The sequence below is a fragment of the Pantoea sp. X-Soil-OKNW-556 genome, assembly GCF_059730695.1.
In genome coordinates this window covers 541,569-558,514 of the sequence record NZ_AP035991.1, presented here as the reverse complement: position 1 = coordinate 558,514, position 16,946 = coordinate 541,569, and the positions used below count along the sequence as shown (strand labels likewise).

Annotated in this window: 18 protein-coding genes; 7 read left to right on the top strand and 11 right to left on the bottom strand. The window is 52.9% G+C overall.

Annotated elements, in window-relative coordinates:
• The first annotated feature begins 28 nt into the window (after window positions 1-28).
• From AC6I8T_RS23270 to AC6I8T_RS23260, 3 genes are all read left to right on the top strand, one after another.
• Window positions 29-970 carry a 2-hydroxyacid dehydrogenase gene (locus tag AC6I8T_RS23270; RefSeq protein WP_208726162.1) on the top strand — a complete coding sequence of 314 codons (942 nt, stop codon included), beginning with the start codon at window positions 29-31 and terminating at the stop codon, window positions 968-970.
• 122 nt (window positions 971-1,092) lie between these two features.
• Window positions 1,093-2,271, top strand: a complete 1,179-nt coding sequence (locus tag AC6I8T_RS23265; RefSeq protein WP_497834476.1) for an NAD(P)/FAD-dependent oxidoreductase — start codon at window positions 1,093-1,095, stop codon at window positions 2,269-2,271.
• Window positions 2,272-2,374: 103 nt separating this feature from the next.
• Window positions 2,375-3,397, top strand: a complete 1,023-nt coding sequence (locus tag AC6I8T_RS23260; protein WP_208726165.1) for a Gfo/Idh/MocA family protein — start codon at window positions 2,375-2,377, stop codon at window positions 3,395-3,397.
• Window positions 3,398-3,430: 33 nt separating this feature from the next.
• On the opposite strand, the gene AC6I8T_RS23255 is transcribed toward AC6I8T_RS23260, so the two are convergent.
• Genes AC6I8T_RS23255 through AC6I8T_RS23225 form a run of 7 tightly spaced genes read right to left on the bottom strand, consistent with a single transcriptional unit; the run spans window position 3,431 to window position 10,324 of the window.
• Entirely contained in the window at window positions 3,431-4,366 is a 936-nt protein-coding gene (locus tag AC6I8T_RS23255; RefSeq protein WP_497834475.1) for an ABC transporter ATP-binding protein, read from the bottom strand.
• Window positions 4,359-5,339, bottom strand: coding sequence for an ABC transporter ATP-binding protein (locus AC6I8T_RS23250; RefSeq protein WP_208726169.1), 981 nt, complete (start codon window positions 5,337-5,339; stop codon window positions 4,359-4,361). The genes AC6I8T_RS23255 and AC6I8T_RS23250 overlap by 8 nt, the downstream gene beginning before the upstream one ends.
• Window positions 5,339-6,232, bottom strand: coding sequence for a D,D-dipeptide ABC transporter permease (gene ddpC / locus AC6I8T_RS23245; RefSeq protein WP_208726171.1), 894 nt, complete (start codon window positions 6,230-6,232; stop codon window positions 5,339-5,341). Before ddpC ends, AC6I8T_RS23250 begins: the two co-directional genes overlap by 1 nt.
• The gene (locus AC6I8T_RS23240; RefSeq protein ID WP_497834474.1) at window positions 6,229-7,251 is read right to left on the bottom strand and encodes an ABC transporter permease; all 1,023 of its coding nucleotides are present in this window, start codon (window positions 7,249-7,251) and stop codon (window positions 6,229-6,231) included. Before AC6I8T_RS23240 ends, ddpC begins: the two co-directional genes overlap by 4 nt.
• A 46-nt stretch (window positions 7,252-7,297) precedes the next feature.
• The gene (locus tag AC6I8T_RS23235) at window positions 7,298-8,860 is read right to left on the bottom strand and encodes an ABC transporter substrate-binding protein (protein WP_208726175.1); all 1,563 of its coding nucleotides are present in this window, start codon (window positions 8,858-8,860) and stop codon (window positions 7,298-7,300) included.
• A gap of 13 nt (window positions 8,861-8,873) precedes the next feature.
• Window positions 8,874-9,449, bottom strand: a complete 576-nt coding sequence (ddpX, locus tag AC6I8T_RS23230; protein WP_208726181.1) for a D-alanyl-D-alanine dipeptidase — start codon at window positions 9,447-9,449, stop codon at window positions 8,874-8,876.
• Between the two features lie 8 nt (window positions 9,450-9,457).
• Window positions 9,458-10,324, bottom strand: coding sequence for a MurR/RpiR family transcriptional regulator (locus tag AC6I8T_RS23225; protein ID WP_208726183.1), 867 nt, complete (start codon window positions 10,322-10,324; stop codon window positions 9,458-9,460).
• Between the two features lie 341 nt (window positions 10,325-10,665).
• Here AC6I8T_RS23225 and AC6I8T_RS23220 point away from each other — a divergent pair, with 341 nt between their 5' ends.
• Entirely contained in the window at window positions 10,666-10,884 is a 219-nt protein-coding gene (locus AC6I8T_RS23220) for a hypothetical protein (RefSeq protein WP_437180284.1), read from the top strand.
• A gap of 154 nt (window positions 10,885-11,038) precedes the next feature.
• Here the strand turns inward: AC6I8T_RS23220 and AC6I8T_RS23215 are convergent, their stop codons facing one another.
• From AC6I8T_RS23215 to AC6I8T_RS23200, 4 genes are all read right to left on the bottom strand, one after another.
• A complete protein-coding gene (locus AC6I8T_RS23215) occupies window positions 11,039-11,350 on the bottom strand; it encodes a helix-turn-helix domain-containing protein (RefSeq protein ID WP_437180285.1) in 312 nt (103 codons plus the stop codon).
• A gap of 320 nt (window positions 11,351-11,670) precedes the next feature.
• A complete protein-coding gene (locus AC6I8T_RS23210) occupies window positions 11,671-12,093 on the bottom strand; it encodes a hypothetical protein (protein WP_208726186.1) in 423 nt (140 codons plus the stop codon).
• Window positions 12,090-12,746 (bottom strand): isoprenoid biosynthesis glyoxalase ElbB, encoded by a 657-nt coding sequence (elbB, locus tag AC6I8T_RS23205; RefSeq protein WP_208726188.1) that lies wholly within the window; start codon window positions 12,744-12,746, stop codon window positions 12,090-12,092. Before elbB ends, AC6I8T_RS23210 begins: the two co-directional genes overlap by 4 nt.
• Entirely contained in the window at window positions 12,736-13,257 is a 522-nt protein-coding gene (locus AC6I8T_RS23200; RefSeq protein ID WP_497834473.1) for a hypothetical protein, read from the bottom strand. Before AC6I8T_RS23200 ends, elbB begins: the two co-directional genes overlap by 11 nt.
• Window positions 13,258-13,822: 565 nt before the next feature.
• On the opposite strand from AC6I8T_RS23200, the gene AC6I8T_RS23195 reads away from it, so the two are divergent.
• From AC6I8T_RS23195 to AC6I8T_RS23185, 3 genes are read left to right on the top strand one after another with little or no spacing between them, the layout of a single operon-like run.
• Window positions 13,823-14,539: a hypothetical protein gene (locus tag AC6I8T_RS23195; RefSeq protein WP_208726191.1), complete on the top strand. Its 717-nt coding sequence runs from the start codon at window positions 13,823-13,825 to the stop codon at window positions 14,537-14,539.
• Window positions 14,540-14,553: 14 nt separating this feature from the next.
• Complete coding sequence (locus tag AC6I8T_RS23190; protein ID WP_497834472.1) at window positions 14,554-15,738, top strand: cysteine desulfurase family protein; 1,185 nt, start codon at window positions 14,554-14,556, stop codon at window positions 15,736-15,738.
• Window positions 15,738-16,919 (top strand): MFS transporter, encoded by a 1,182-nt coding sequence (locus AC6I8T_RS23185; protein WP_497834522.1) that lies wholly within the window; start codon window positions 15,738-15,740, stop codon window positions 16,917-16,919. The genes AC6I8T_RS23190 and AC6I8T_RS23185 overlap by 1 nt, the downstream gene beginning before the upstream one ends.
• Window positions 16,920-16,946: the final 27 nt, after the last annotated feature.

The window sequence follows — 16,946 nt, the reverse complement described above, 5'->3', positions numbered from 1 at the left end:
AAATCCATTTGTTAACGCGGAAAGAAAAATGTCAATTACGTTACCTGAAGTTCTGATTATTCAACCGTTGATGCCTCAGTTGGATGAAAAGTTAACGCAACATTTCCACTGTCACCGTTTATATGAATATGCCGATCCGGCGTTATTTCTTCAGCGCCAGGGGAAATCAATTCAGGCGATTGTTACGCGCGGTGATGTCGGGGTGGAAAATACCCTGCTGGAACAATTACCGGCTTGTAAAGCAATTGCGGTTTTTGGTGTGGGCACCGACCGTATCGACTTAAGCACCACCAAGGCACGTCAGATTCAGGTCAGTATCACCAAAAATATTCTTACCGATGACGTGGCCGATCTGGCATTGGGCTTGACGCTGGCATTCTCACGTAAGCTGCTGCAATACGATCAATTTGCCCGTTCGGGCCAGTGGGAAACGCAGGGACCGGTGCTTTCCAGTAAAGTCAGTGGCAAAAAGCTGGGGATCGCCGGTCTGGGCGCGATTGGGCTGGCGATTGCCCGTCGTGCAGAAGCCTTTGGTATGGAGGTGGCGTATACCGCGCGCAGTGCCAAAACCACGCCGTATCGCCGTTGTGACAACCTCGAACAACTGGCGGCATTCAGTGATTTTCTGGTGCTGGCCCTGCCGGGCAGTGCGGAGAATCAGCACATTGTCGACCGCAACGTGCTGAAAGCGCTTGGTGCAGACGGGGTATTGATTAATGTGGCGCGTGGTAATGTGGTCAATGAAGCGGATTTGATTACGGCATTGCAGCAGGGGGTAATTAAAGGGGCGGCACTGGATGTGTATCCACAGGAGCCGGTTATTAATCCAGCGCTGCGGCAGTTGGAGAATGTTATTCTGATGCCGCATATTGCCAGCGCCACGTTTGAAACCCGTGAGCAGATGGCAAATAATGTGCTGGAGAATTTGTTGTCATATTTTTCTACCGGAAAAATTATCAGCCCGGCATAATTTTTTAATCTGGACCCAGAGGAAAAACTTATATCCTTTGCATCATCGTGCGCGGCGGGAATTTCATTCCCGCTGTCTGAGATTGATTATGCTATGGTGAGTTTTTTTTCAGGGAGCCAGATATGACAGCACAGAAAATCGCAATTATTGGCGGCGGCGTCATCGGTATGGCGGTGGCGCGGGCGCTTGCCTTACAGGGGGCACAGGTCACCCTTTTTGAACAACAGCACCTCGGGGCGGGCACCAGCAGTACCTCCTTTGCCTGGCTCAATTCCAACGGCAAACAACCTGACAGTTACCATCAGCTCAATGCGCTGGCGATGGAAGAACATGTCAGGCTGCAACTGTCCCAACCCAACGGACTGCGCTGGCTGGAAACCTGTGGGACCTGGGAATGGGCGTCAGACAGCGACCAGCACGCATTGAAACAGCGTGCGGAGCGGTTGCAGGCTTTGGGGTATCCGGCGCGGGAAGTCACCTTCAATGAGTTGCAGCGCGAAGTCCCCGAGTTACGCAGCACCGCTGTCAGCGGCAGTCTGTGGCATTTCCCTTCCGAATCGATTCTCTATCCATCGCTATATCTGGCGCGCCTGTGGGCCGACGCCCGCAGCTCCGGTGCGGTGCTGCATCAGCAATGTCGGGTTACCGATGTGCAGGAGAGTGCAACGGAGGTCAGGCTAAGGCTGGATGATGGCGGGCAGTGGCGGGGGGATCGGCTGGTGGTGGCGAGTGGACGCTGGTCAGCGGAAGTGATGCAGCATCTTGGCCTGCAATTGGCGATGACCGACGCCAGCCAGCCAAATAAAGTCGCCTGTAGTTTCCTGGCGCGCACTGCGCCGCAGCCGCTCTCGCTCGCCACCAACCTGATTACCCCGCAGTTGAATGTACGCCCGGATGGCGGTGGGCGTCTGTTATTACAGGCGCTGGATCTCGACGACCAGGCCGATCCCGCAGCGCCGCCCGCTGTTGATAGCGCCATCGCGCAGCAGATGCAGGCGCGTTACCGTGAATTGTTTGATGACGCCGGTTCGCTGCACATCGAACAGATTGTGGTGGGGCAGCGAGCGCGTCCCGCCGATGGGTTACCGGCGCTGGGCTTTGTCACGCCGCAGCAGCGAGTCTATCTGGCGGTGATGCACAGCGGGATGACGCTGTCGCCGCTGATTGGCCGCCTGGTGGCGGAGGAGCTGGGCAGCGATACTCCCAGCCCGTTATTGCGGGATTTTCGCCCGCAGCGGTTGCTGGGAAAAACCGCTACCGATTTCCCCACGCCGGTTCATTATTTTCCGGCGGCGCAGTAAAAATATTCCGAAATCACACTTTGTGAAATTTCCGTGTTGTTTGCCAGTGGATTTTTGCTATCGTTGGCAAAGGGTACATCACCCGTCATCACACGGAGGGAGTATGAAAGTTGGATTAGTGGGTTATGGCACTGGCGGGCAGAATTTTCACGCCCCATTTATTACCGCCGCTGAGGGGCTGGAGCTGGCAGGGATTGTGGCGCGCGCCCCCGCCACTATAGCAAAGGCGCAGGCTGATTTTCCCGATGTGCCGATTTATGCCAGCCTGACCGAGCTGCTGGCGGCGGGGGTGGATATGGTCACCATTACCACCCCGCCACAAACGCGACGTGAACTGGTGCTGGAGGCGATTGCGGCCGGTGTTGCCGTGGTGGCGGATAAACCCTTCGCGCCAGACGCCAAAACCGGACGCGAGCTGGCCGCAGCGGCACAGGCGAAAGGGGTGGTGCTGGGTGTGTACCATAACCGACGTTTTGATTCCGACATGCAGACCCTGCATCAGTTGATTGAACAACAGCGGCTTGGCAAGCTGTGGCGCTTGCATAACCGTATGGATCTTGACGAACCTCATACCCTGGAAGGGGGCGCAACCGGCGGTTTATTGCGTGATATGGGTAGCCATCTGGTGGATCAGGCGCTGTGGCTGATGGGGCCGGTCACCTCGGTGCTGGCGCATCTGGATATTGTCGATCGTCCAGAAGGGGCGACCGATGCCAGTTTTGTCCTGACGCTGACCCACAGCAGTGGCGCGCACTCGTACATCTCCTCCAGTAAGATCAATTATCTTTCCTGTCGTGAACTGCGTCTGTATGGCGAGGCCGGTAGCTACGTTGCGCAAGGCTCGGACGTCCAGGCGCGCGATATCTTTGCCGGTAAACGTCCGGCTAACGATCGAGCGGGCTGGGGCTTTGAACCGCCAGAACACTGGGGCACGCTGCATACCGCTGCGGGTTATGAACGTATCCCGGCAGCGCAGGGCGCATACCATGATTACTACCAGGCATTTGCTGCCGCGGTGAAAAATGGCAGCGCACCTCCGGTCACAACCGAACAGGCGATTCGCGTACTGGAAGTGCTGGATGCCGCGTTTATCAGTGCGCGTGAAGGGCGGATTGTCGCTCTCTGATTCCCTCCCGTAACGGCGCGATAAATCGCGCCGTTACGGGCTATTTACCTGCCAGCAACGCACCGCGCGGTCCCCTTCCACCCCCCGTAATTGCTGCGGCGTACCACAGGCCTCCTCAGCCAGCGGGCAGCGATCGCGAAAATAGCAGCCGCCGGGTAACACGCGATTGCCCGGCAAATCGGTTTTACGTAACGCGATGTGTTCTGCCAGCGGTTGATGGATGTCCGGCACTGAGGCCAGCAGCAGTTGCGTATAAGGATGCTGCGGCTGCGTCAGGACGTCGTCGGCCTTGCCCAGCTCAACTATCTGCCCGAGATACATCACCGCCACACGATCGCTCATATGTCGTACCACCGAGACGTTGTGCGAAATCAGCACATAGGTCAGATTGCGCTGCTGCTGGAGCGTGACCAGCAGGTTGAGGATCTGTGCCTGTACGGATATATCCAGTGCCGAGGTAGGCTCATCCAGCACGATGATCTGCGGGTTGGAGGAGAGGGCGCGGGCAATGGCGATACGCTGGCGCTGACCACCGGAGAAGGCATGCGGCAGACGATCAAGGTATTCAGGGCGAATTCCCACCAACTGAGCCAGTTCAACGGCGAGCTGGCGACGCGCCGCCTCCTTCATGCGCTGCTGAATCCACACCGGTTCCGTGATGATGCGCCACACCGGTAAACGGGGATCGAGAGACGACAAGGGGTCCTGGAATACCATCTGCATGGTGCCCGAGGCGGGTGCAGCGCGTTGACACTGGCCCTGCTGCGGTTGCAACATCCCCATCAACAGTTGGGCGAGGGTACTTTTGCCACAACCCGATTCGCCCACAATGCCCAGGGTTTCGCCGCGGTTAAGCTGTAAATCAAGACCATTCAGCGCATGGGCCTGTTCGGTGATGCGGCCCAGCCAGTTGCGACGCAGCGGAAAATTCACATGCACATCGCGCAGTTCCAACAGCATCTCAGACATAAGCGTTCTCCCGTTGCGGATACCAGCAGGCGGCAGACTGGCTACCACAAGGTTGCAGCGTTGGCGTTTCGCTACAGCGCGGCCCGGCGGCAAAGCAGCGTTCACGGAAAGCGCACCCGGTGGGGAGATGCGCCAAATTTGGCACGGTGCCAGGGATTGCGGGTAGCGTTGAACGGGGTTCACGTTGTTCCGGCGCGCACTGCAACAACCCCTGGGTATAGGGATGCACCGGATGGCGAATCAAATCCTGTGTGGCCCCCTGTTCAATCACGCTACCGGCGTACATCACGTATAAACGATCACACAGCTGCGATACCACGGCCATGTCGTGGCTGATAAATAACACCGAAGTACCGCTGGTGCGGGCTTTCTGTTTCAGCAGGCGTAGCACCTGGAGTTGAACCGTGACGTCCAGCGCGGTGGTGGGTTCATCGGCGATAATCAGCGTGGGATCGCAGGAAAAGGCCAGTGCGATCATCACGCGCTGGCGCATGCCGCCTGACAGTTCAAACGGATAACGTTTCATCACCTGGGCGGCATCGGGAATTTGCATCTCCTCCAGCAGGCCGATGGCTTTTTGCTGTGCCGCTTTGCGCGTCAGCGCCTGGTGATGGCGGATCACCTCCACGATTTGCCGCCCGATGCGGCGTGTCGGATTGAGCGCCGTCATCGGCTCCTGAAAGATCATCGCCACGCGCGAACCACGCCACTGTCGCAATTGTTTCTCACTGGCGCGCAGCACATCTTCTCCGAGCAACGTGACTTCACCCTGCGGCACGCGGTAACGTCCCTCTGGCAGCAGGCGCATTGCCAGCATGGCAGTGACCGATTTACCGGAGCCGGATTCACCCACCACGCCAACAATCTCGCCGCGTCCGACCTCCAGTGACACATGATTGAGCGCATGGACTTCACCCTGGTAGATCGGGAAGTTCAACTGCACGTCGCGCATGGAGAGTACCTGAGTCACCATCAGTGTTGTCCTCCGGTTTTCGGGTCGAGCAGATCACGCAGACCATCGCCAAACAAGTTAAAACCAACCGCAGTGATCAGAATGGCTCCGCCCGGGAATGTGCAGTACCACCACTGATCCAGCACATAATTACGCCCTACCGCCACCATCGCGCCCCATTCGGCCGTGGGTTGCTGCGCGCCAAGGCCGATGAATCCCAGCGTTGCCGCCATCAGAATCGCGCTGCCAATATCCAGTGACGCTTGCACAATCAGCGGTGGCAAAGCGTTACGCAGGATATGCCAGCTGATCAGATGCCAGCGTGAAGCGCCAAAGGTACGGGCGGCCTGAACATAGGTGAACTGACGCACAATCAGCGTCTGGCCGCGTGCCAGCCGCACATAAAACGGAATACGCACGATGGCAATGGCCAGCATGGCGTTGACCAGACTTGGCCCGAGTGCCGCCGCCAGCGCCATCGTCAGCACCAGCGAGGGAATCGACAACATGATATCCATCAGCCGCATGATCAATGCATCACCGCGCCCACCGATCACCCCGGAGAAGCAGCCGAGCAGTGAGCCGATGCCGCCCGCAATCACCACCACCATCAAACCCGCCACCATCGATTGCTGGCTACCGACCAGCACGCGACTAAACAGATCACGGCCCACTTCATCGGTGCCAAACCAGTGCAGTGCGGAAGGCGCTTGCAGACGTGCGGTGAGGTCCAGCGCGTTGGGATCATAGGGGGCCAGCCACGGCGACAGGATCAGCAGCAACAACATCAGCAGCATGATCACGCCGCCCACCAGGGTCAGCGGGCTTTGCCGCAACAGCCAGAAGGTACGTTTCAGGCTGGACTGCCAGCGGCGGTGGTTGCGTGTACGCGGCTCGACTTCCGTCATCATCATGCGTCACCTCCGCGACCGATGCGCGGGTCGATCCACAGATAGATCAGGTCCACCGCCAGATTGACCAGCACATAAACAAAGGACACCACCACGGCAAACCCCATCACCGCCGGGAAATCAAGCGCCTGGATCGAAGCCACCACCCACGCCCCCATCCCCGGCCAGGCAAAAACCGTTTCGGTCAGAACCGCGCCGTACAACAGATCCCCCAGCGCCAGGCCCAGCACGGTGACGGACGGGATCAGCGCATTCGGCAGCGCATAGCGCAGGATAATCACCCGGTTTGGCAAGCCGCTGGCGCGGGCGGTACGAATGTAATCTTCGCTGAGTTGCTCCAGCATCGCGCCGCGTATCTGGCGTGCCACAATGCCGAGATGGACAAACGCCAGCGTCAGCGACGGCAATATCAGATGCTGTAAGGCGTTGAAAAACACCTCGCTGTCACCCGCCAGCAGCGCATCGATGGTGTAAAACCCGGTGATACGCGCCGGGGGATCAAGCCAGTCATCCAGCCGTCCACCACCGGGCAACAGTTGCAGATGACCGTAAAACAGCACAATCACCCCCAGCCCGAGCCAGAAGGCCGGGGTGGAGATGCCGGTGATCGCCAGCAAACGTACCAGATGGTCGAGCGAGCGATTGCGATACACGGCCGACAACACGCCGAGCGGGATACCGATCAACAACGCCAACAGCAGGGCGCAGCAGGCCAGCTCCAGCGTCGCGGGGAAAAAGGTACGCATCTCCTCCAGCACCGGTCGCCCGGTGCGGATTGAGGTTCCCAGATCGCCATGCAACAACGCCATCACATAGCGTCCAAACTGCACCCATAGCGGCTGGTCCAGCCCGAGTTGCTGGCGAATATGTTGCACAATCGCCTCGCTGGCGCGATCCCCGGCCAGCATCCGCGCCGGATCGCCCGGTATCAGATGCGAGATAATAAAGGTGATCACGCAGACCCCAGCCACCACGAGGAGAAGTCCCCAGCAGCGCTGGCGTAAAATTTGCCAGAGTGTCATCGGCGCTCCCTGACGGCGTCGTTGTCGACGCCTTACGTTGAGTTGCTTACTTACTCATGTTAGCGATGTTGAACACCTGTTCCAGCATCGGGTTAAACACAAAGCCTTTGACCTGTTTGTTCATCGCCAGCTGATAGTTTTTCTGGAACAGATAAACGTAGGCTGCCTCGTCGATGACGATTTTTTCCGCCTGCTGATAATCTTTGGTGCGCGCCTGTTGATCGGTGGTTGCCAGCGCGCTTTTCAGCAGCTTGTCGACGTCGGCGTTTTCATAGAAGGAACGGTTGCCCGGCAGCCCTTTCTTGTCCGACTCAAACCAGTAATTCATAAACATGTAGGGATCCGCAAAATCCGGGCTCCAGTTGCCGATCGCGATGTCGTAATCGCCTTTACCGACGCGTTCACGCATGGTGGCGTTGGCAAGTTTTTCCAGCTTCACATTGATACCGATTTTGCCGAGGCTGGCCTGAGTGGAAAGGGCGATAGGTTCCCAGTTGGGATCGTTATCTGAGTAGAGGAACGTCAGGCTGGCCGGTTTTTGTGGCACTTTGTCCAGCGCGGCTTTGGCTTTGGCCTCATCCATGTTGTATTGCATTGCGGAGGCATCATAACCCCACATGCCTTCGGGGATCGGCCCGCGCATCTGCTTGCCGTAGCCGCTCAGAATGCCTTTCACCATACCCTGATAATCGGTGGCCCAGGAGACGGCACGACGCAGATCCACCTGATTCATCGGTGCCTTGCTGTTGTTGAGATAAAGATAAGTAACGCGCAGCGACGGGTATTCCGCCACCTCGACTTTACCTTCCTGTTTCAGCGCGGTGAGTTGGTCAATCGGTAGCGAATCAGCGATATCGATATCACCGCGCGACAGTTGCAGACGGCGTGAGGCGCTTTCCCCGATAATCTTTACCGACACGCGTTTAAACGCCGGCTTATCCCCGGCGTAATGCGGATTAGGCACCAGCACCAGTTGCTGACCTTTCTGCCAACTTTTCAGCATAAAGGGGCCGGAACCGGCGGTGTGTTCTGCCAGATAACCGCGTGCATCGTCAGCGGCATGTGCCTTCAACACCGCCGGATTAATGATCGATGCGCCATCGTTCGCCAGGGTGTAGAGAAAGGGAGCAAAAGGCTGGCTGAGGGTGAATTTCACCGTATGCGGGTCAACCACATCGATTTTCAAATCGGCCGGATAGGCTTCTGCCGGACCTTGTTTGATTTTGAGCAAACGTTCGAATGAGGCTTTTACCGCATCGGCAGTCACGGCGCTGCCGTCGTCAAATTTTTCATTATCTTTCAGTTTGAAGGTCCAGGTTTTCTGATCTTCCGAAGCCTGCCAACTGGCGGCCAGATCCCCTTCCACTTCGGTAGAACCTTTGCCATCGACCGTTTTATAGCGCACCAGACGTTGATAAGCCGGGTAAGTGACGGTCCAGTCGTTATTATCAATGGTGACCGCCGGGTCAAGGGTTTGCGGATCGGCGGCTTTGCCGATCACCAGCATATCTTTCGGCACCGCCGCCTGTACGCCAGGGACAGCGAGCGCCAGCGCGCTGGTCAAAAGGGCCGGACGTAACAGCGAACGTAACAGGTGTGTCGTCTTCATCGCAAAGCTCCAGTTAACAGGAAAATAAGGTGTCGTCGTAACAGGAAAAACGATCGTCAAGCAGCGGATAGCGCAGCGCATCGGGCAACTCGAAGTGCCACCATTCGCTGCTCATGCCAACAAAGCCGCCGCCAAACATAATCGCGTTGAGCAACAGGCGATTACGCTGTGCGGCGACCGGCACGGAAGGGTGATATTGATGGGAACGTTCATGCATCTCATCGAAGCCGGCGCCCATATCAAGGATGTGTCCGTCCTGGTCCATCAGGGTCACATCAATGGCGACGCCCCGGCTGTGATTGGAACCCAGGGTAAGATCGGCGACATATTGCGGGTCGGGGCAGGCTTGCCACAGCAACGCCTGCGCCTGGCGGGGGCGATACGCGTCGTAAACGCGCAACTGAAAACCAGCCAGTGCCGCAATAGCGAGACTTTTTTCCAGCGCCGGTACGGCATCAGGATGCAGCAGGCAGCGCGCTTCGCGATAAATCGGACGGCCGGTCAGGTTATCCGCCGTGGCGTATTTCAGATCGATAGTTAATTGCGGGAAACGCGCAGTGAGATCGACCAGTTCACAATTGTCAGACATAGCAACCCTTAACGTTCAAATTGACCAAATTCCTGCTGTAACTGACGATTCGCCGCCAAACGGGTGGCAAGGTTGTCACCCAGTTGATCGACGACGCCTGACAACAGCAGGTTAAACAGGCAGGTGATTGGTGCCAGCGAATCCCAGAAATGGCCGGTATCAGTTTTCACCTGTAATAAATCCAGCGGGTAGTCACGCGCCCACGGACACCAGATATCGGTGATTAACGCCAGCTGCACCTGTTGTTCGCACGCTACGCGGCAATACTGGCGGGCAATGGCGGAGTAGGCGCGGGTATCGGTGATCACCACATAGGGGCGTTCAAAGCCAGAATTCAGGGATTCCACCCAACTGCCCGAAAGCCCCTCGGCATAGCTGACGCGCGGTCGCAGGTATTCGAGATGGCTAAAAAAGGCGTTAGCGATACCACGGGTGGACTGGATGCCGAGTACAAATACCGCATCGGCGTGCGTCAGTTGCTGCACCACGCGCTGAAACACCTCGCTTTGCGCCAGTTGATAGACATGCTGGATGGCGTCAAGCTCCAGTTCCAGCGACTGCTGCGAGCGGCGCGGCAGCCGATTCTGTTGCTGCCAGGCATCAAGACGTTCATTCATTCCCCAGGCCTGATAAGGGCTGGCGGGTACATCCCGCAGGCTTTGCTTGACGTCGTCCAGGTTGCGATAACCGAGCTTACGCAGATAGCGACCGACGGTAATTCCGGTAGTACCCGTAGCCTGCGCGATGCTGTCTGCTGTTTCAAACGGGATCTGCGCACTGTGCGTCAGCAACCAACTGGCGATGCGCTTCGCACTCGGCGTTTGCTGGTTGAAACTGGCTTCAATGCGAGCAATCAATTCGGGTTTAGCAGTCATCGCGGCCTCAATGTTAGCAAGCTGTCATTGGTTGGCATTTTGTTAGCTGAGTAACAATGCAGAACGCGTGCCAACGCGGCAGGGCGCGTCACACCTGCGGAATCGGTGGCGAGTGAATTAACAACAGATCAACATTTGTGCAGCGTAGTTCGCTTTTGGTGCAACACGTCAGGGGATTAAGACGATTCTGTGCTGCGGCTCGGATATTTTTGATTTCACTGAAGTGGAAGCGTGAGTTGGTTATTTTTTGTTCCGAATTAAATTCTAAACTGACCAAAATCAATAAAACTTACTACTGGCGGCTCAAGATGGAGATCGAAACACAGGAGATATAGGAGGCTATGATGCGCACTTCAGTTATGACATTACCGGAAATGGCGCGCTATCTGGGCGTTCCCCCTGCGACCCTGGCTCGAGCAATCTGCAATCGGGGTACGCTGGAAAAATTACCGCTGCCGGAAGCGGTTGATGAGGATGTTCCCCTGTCACGTCGCTGTTGGTACCCGCACGACGTTAGTCAGTTCCGTCATGCGCTACAGCGGGCAAGGCATGGTCATTAGTCCTTATCTTAACCCTCTCCCGCAAGCGGGAGAGGGAGTCAATCGGGTAAATAAATAAAAAGTGGTTAGGGCCATTCCCCCAGTATATTCGTGTCACTGATTACGGCTGAATAACGGCCCGAAGCCTTAAAGTCATTTAGCTTTCCCGGCGTACTCATTGATTAACAATGTTTTTGATTAAGTAACCTGCTGTCTGACCATTATCGTTTACCGGACGTCGCATCTGATGCTTTTTATTTTTTTCTGTCTGCAAATATCTACTGGGCCAGATATCCTCAGGCGCAACGCCTATTGCTTGTGCAATAATATGCTCACCTCTGGCCCAGGGCCGGTTAAGGGCATAATTTAATGTTCCTGAAGCAAGGCCACTTTCTCTTGATAGAGCAGCAAGAGACTTTTTCTTTTTCCTTACTGCTGCAAGGATGTCTTCTTTATGCCAGTCTTTTTCCATTTTTCTTCTTTGCATGTTTATCTGTACTCCATATTTGAAGTCTATATGTAAATATCCCATGTCTATTTAATTTAACAGGGGGGTTGTGACCGAAAGAAAATAGTCGAGAGTGTATTGATGTGAAAGCTGCAGAAGATAAGTCCGAAGTTGTCAGAACGAAAGTGGTAGGGATGAGTGTTGGCTTAGTCAGTCGGAATAACTTTGAAATGTTTATTTTTTAATGGGTTAGGTGTGCAATTTAAGGTTCGATTCAATAAAAGCGATGCCTTCTTATCAGATGGCGATCGCTTTATTCAGCAGTTCATCAGGAATGTTTCAGCGGCTACTATTAATCATCATGTTACTTTAATCATGTCCTTGTTAATCTTAAGTCTGGATGGATGGAAAATTATTGAGCTGGCATCAGCCGTAAACAACAAACGGCGTAGCTCATTTCTGAATCCCATCGCATCTGCGGCTTTAGTTAGATTCAATATGCGTCCTCTAAGAACTACATCATCCAGTTCTGAAAGTGCTATCTTTCTGTCAGGATTGTTATACAGATACTCAAAAAGGGTATGATTTAAAGATTGATTACGAAATGATGCAACAATATATCTTCCATCTAAAATGACAGTGCGTGTGTCGTAATCGTATAAAAGCGAAGGTCTTACTGGCAAAGGATGAGTCATAACCGAAGGATTTTTTATCTCCATCAGTGCTATCACCAGAGCAAATAATAAGACCTCAAGCACACAACCGTACAGGAATATATTCATAATAACGACACAACTTTTTCCACAAGTTTATCAATCCCCTCTTTCGCTTCCTTGATACTTTGCGCCAGCATGTAAGCCGGTGTTGTGACGACATTTCTCGTTTCATCTACCACGATTTCATTATATCTGGCTATCTGGTGTTGACAGCCAGCCTTCTTGATAAACTCAATGACTTCCCCGTCATTCCCGATGGTGATCTTCACGTCAGGACCATAGACTGAAGGGATAAGGATCGGTGCGATACACATATATCCGGCGGGTTTGTTTTCCGCTGCAAATTGTTTAAGTGCGGAAAGGGTGTTTTTTTCGACGCGAAACTCAGATTCACCGGTTGCAAAATTGGAGAGGTTTTTTGCGACACCGAAGCCTCCCGGAACAATTACGGCTGCAAATTGTTCACTGTTGCACTCCGTGACAGGTTTGATATTCCCTCTGACAATCCTTGCTGATTCTGTAAAAACATTTCTGATTTCAGGTGGAATGTCACCTTTTTTATGATCTATGACGTGATGTTGTTGAATATCTGGAGCAAAACACTGATGCGAAAAGCCGTTATTTTCAAGAGCCAATAAAGTTAGTACAACTTCATTGATTTCAGCACCGTCAAAAACGCCACAACCGGATAAAAGCACTGCAACTTTTTTATTGCTCATAGTAAACTCCTTCTTTGGTTAATTTCTCTATAAGTTTCCTGCTTGTTATGTTCTGGTACTCTTCCATTACATCTGTGATATTGCGTATTTTTTCATCTACATTTAATTCTCCGTCAAAGACGATTGCATAAACATCCTGGAGGAAAGTATTGAAATCAAAATTTTCCTGATACCAGTTCCCTAAGTTTCGTATGGGGGTGTGTAAAGTATTAAATTCCCGGATGTAAGCAGAGGAACGGTGTTGCAACATATTTTTTATGCGAATTTCAATCCTCTCTTTCTGCGTTAAATCATCCGTCTTTAGGATTGAACGCAGTTCCTGGAGTTTTCCCCGTGAGTGATACCAGACCATGGCTCTAACATAATTGATCGTCATATCAGGAGATATGTTATTGAGGGTGGGCGTATTTTTTGTATGATCAAGTTGAGACTGGTATTCATACCAACCAAGGATGCCCACAAGACCATACACAGCGATTGCTGTGTATTTAGCAAACTTAAGTATATCCAACACAAAATCCTTTTTTTAGTGATCGATCATTTCCCTGACGACCATGATAGTTAAGTGAGTTTATTATCAATATGTTTATGGCAGATACCAGCTTCTTTGTGGAATATTTGATGCACTTCACGAAGTGTCGTGTAACAAACATGATTGGTGCTATAAAAATTCGCGTCAGTTCAAAATAAATGGCGTCAAAAATTATTATGGGGACGAATCAGATTGCCTTTTAACTCGCTGCATTCATTTGACATTTCGTTAAGGCGCCAAATGAATTTTAGTAGGTCACTAATAATGACAATCAAATTTCAGTAATCAATCCTGATTTTATGATTCACTTCAATTCATATCGGCCAGAGACAGAAGTGACTTTGAAACAACAATATAAAGAGCGAGGCAGCTATAAACTACCTTAATTCATCATGATGAATATCTGATTTTTCTAACAAATGCTTCTGATAAAGCTTTGTGCGATTGAAAATTGATCTATCCTCCGCACTGCTAAAAAGACCAAACCGCTAAAGACCCTGTAACAGCAGCAACTACACCATTACGTCAAAGGAGATCGATAATCATGGAACAGATCAGATCAGACCTTGGTATTCTCGCAGGAAACTCCCGTGTTAAGAGGGATGGCTGTGGATTCATCACTGTTGAAGCACAACTGTTCGCTTTTGAGGCTGCTCTGAAGCTTGCGCGTGAGGAGTTGGATCGCGGGATGCCTTTGCCAGAGCTTTCCGTTGCGTTCGATCATCATGGTATTTTTCGCCTCCAGTTCCTTGCAGAAAATCTTTCAAATAGCCAAAAACGCCATCCGCGCCTTAGTCATTTGCATTCGTCAATACAACACGTATTCCTTCCAATCGCAGAAAAATACGCAATAGCCCTGTGTGATATTCATGCAATTCATGAAGATTCAGCCCGACAGCATTTGGCCCATCTTTTATCCACGCAAGAGATACCTGAAAGGCTTAGTCGGAGAATCCTCCATGAGTCACCGGCACTGCCTGATGCGGATAAAAAACTCACTTGTGCAGCCATTACGAAAGAGTATTTCGAGCGTGCTGTTGTGGGTGGGAAAAAATCATGTACGCAACTTGAAGTCTTCTTTGAAGAGTGTAAATGGTCTGAAAGTCTTGCTTATGTGCGAGGGTTGCAATTAAGTCATTTGCTCGGCGTATCTGCCCGTATTCGTCTTAATCTGGTCAATATATCTGGAGAAATCATTCAGGGAGAGTGGACCTCTCCTCGTTCATCAAGCCAGGAAACGTTAACAACACCTTATGCATGAGAAAGGAGTTCATCATGTACCCATCGTCTCGGCCAGTTTATTTGGATAATAATGCCACGACCGCGCTCGACCCTACAGTGCTGCAAACCATGATGCCCTGGTTAACCAATAATTATGGTAACGCTGCCAGCAACAGCCATAGCTTCGGTTGGGAAGCTCAGCGCGCCGTTGAACAAGCCAGAATGTCTATTGCTCATGCCATCAATGCAGCCAGTCCCTCCGATATTATCTTTACGTCAGGGGCTACAGAAGCTAATAATCTGGCGCTAAATGGACTCCAGCTTCCGCCGGGTAGAAGTCATATTATTACCCCAATGATTGAACATAGGTCGGTGCTGGCGTGTTGTGTTCGCCTTGCAGCACAAGGAACACCCATCACTTATTTGAGGCCTCAATCAGACGGAATTGTTTCCCTGAATGAACTCAATAACGCCCTCAGACCAGAGACGGGTTTGGTTTCTGTCATGGCAGCCAATAATGAGACGGGTACGCTGCAAAAGATTGAGGAAATTGGCGCACTTTGCCGCGATAGAGGAATCTTATTTCACACTGATGCGACACAGGCTTTCGGGAAAATTGCCCTGGATGTCCAACGCATGAACATCAGTCTGGCCGCCTTTTCTGCTCACAAAATCTATGGACCTAAAGGTGTCGGTGCGCTTTATGTGAATACCGCAGATGAACGCCTGCGACTTTCACCACAAATTGTTGGGGGCGGTCAGGAACATGGTTTGCGGTCTGGCACACTTAATGTGCCAGGTATTGTCGGTTTTGGTCGTGCTGCTGAAATAGCAATGATTAATTTACCCAGCGAGTTAGTCAGATTATCTGGACTGCGTAACCGATTAAAACAGGCACTTTTCGATACCGTTCCCAACATCAGTATTAATGGCCATCCCCACGAATGTCTGCCCGGCGTGCTCAACATCGCCTTCTCGGGGGTTGATGCGAGTTCGTTGCTGCTTGAACTACCTGATATCGCGTTATCGTCAGCGTCGGCCTGTTCTTCTAAACATCAGACACCTTCTCATGTACTTCAGGCTATGGGTGCCAGCGTGGCGCAAATACAGGCCAGTGTACGAATCAGCATTGGGCGATTTAATAACGAAAAAGACATTGTCTGGGCGGGTGGGAGGTTGATCGACGCGGTGAGCTTATTAAGGTCAATGGCTCCCATTCTGCTGAAAGAGGGTAAATGATGCGCTGCTTATCTATGTCTTACCTTCTGTTGGGCACGCTGCTCACTGCCGGGGGATACGGAAGTACTTTCCTGATTTCGGCCTGGTTCCGTTTACATGGGGGGAGTGACATTGAAACCGGTCATGCTCTCAGCATGGCTTTAGTCGGGACGCTGATCGGGGTACCTATAGTGGGCTGGGGGGCGGGTAAGATGGATGCCGCTCGTCTTGCGGCGATTGCTGCTCTGGTTATTGCTTGTGGCTACGCTGTGCTGGGTAATTTGCATGGGCTGGAGCCGGGATATCTCCCCCGTCTCGCAGTTTTACTGATGGGAATAGGGTGGGGGATGTTTTACCTTGGTGCACCATTAGCGTTGTCGGAGCGTCTGAATGATGCTGAACGCGGCAGTGGTTTCACGTTGTTCAGCGCTTTTCAAATGACCGGAATTTGTGGCATTCCGGTGATGCAGAGCATTTTGATTGCTCAGGCCAACTTATCACTGCAAATCACCTTTCTCGTTGTCGCAGCGATGTTGGCCGTCGCCTCATTCCTGTTGCTACTTTTTGGCCGCAGAGAACCACGTCCTTTGTACGAACGCGTTTTTCGCTCTTGGGTACGTAAACTACCGATATTGTTGGCTGGGCCAGCACGACGCCCGGTGATAATGGTTGGCCTGGGTGGGGCGGTATTTTCAGGCATGATGGCGTTCCAGGTCTCTCTGACGGAAGGTACGGATGCCAGTGCCGGGGTCTTTTTCTTCGTGCATGCCGCCACCGCAGTCACCACCCGCCTGATGCTGTTCCGGTACCTTGCCAGTTGGCCGCGCCAGCCGCTTATTATTGGGCTGCTTGGGTGCCTGATCATGGGTCTGGTCTGTCTGTCCGGGGTGGCGCTACACCCGGCCTTCCACATTGTAGCGGCTATGTTGACCGGCGCGGGATATGGCCTGTTATATCCGGTCCTTCAGACCTGGGCGGTGAACGATTCACAGCCCCAGCATCGGCATGCCGTTTTGACCTGGTTTGTGGTGTCCTACTTTGTGGGGATATTTGGTTTTCCCGCACTGGGTGGCTGGCTGTTGGTGGTTGCAGGAAAAACCTGGCTTATTGGTTCACTGGTCATCCTGGCGATGATTGAACTGGGAGTGGGGGTTATCAGACGCCCACGGACAGCAAAAGTTGTAGCCTCAACCTTGGAATGATTTAATCCGGGTCACCACTTTTCAGCG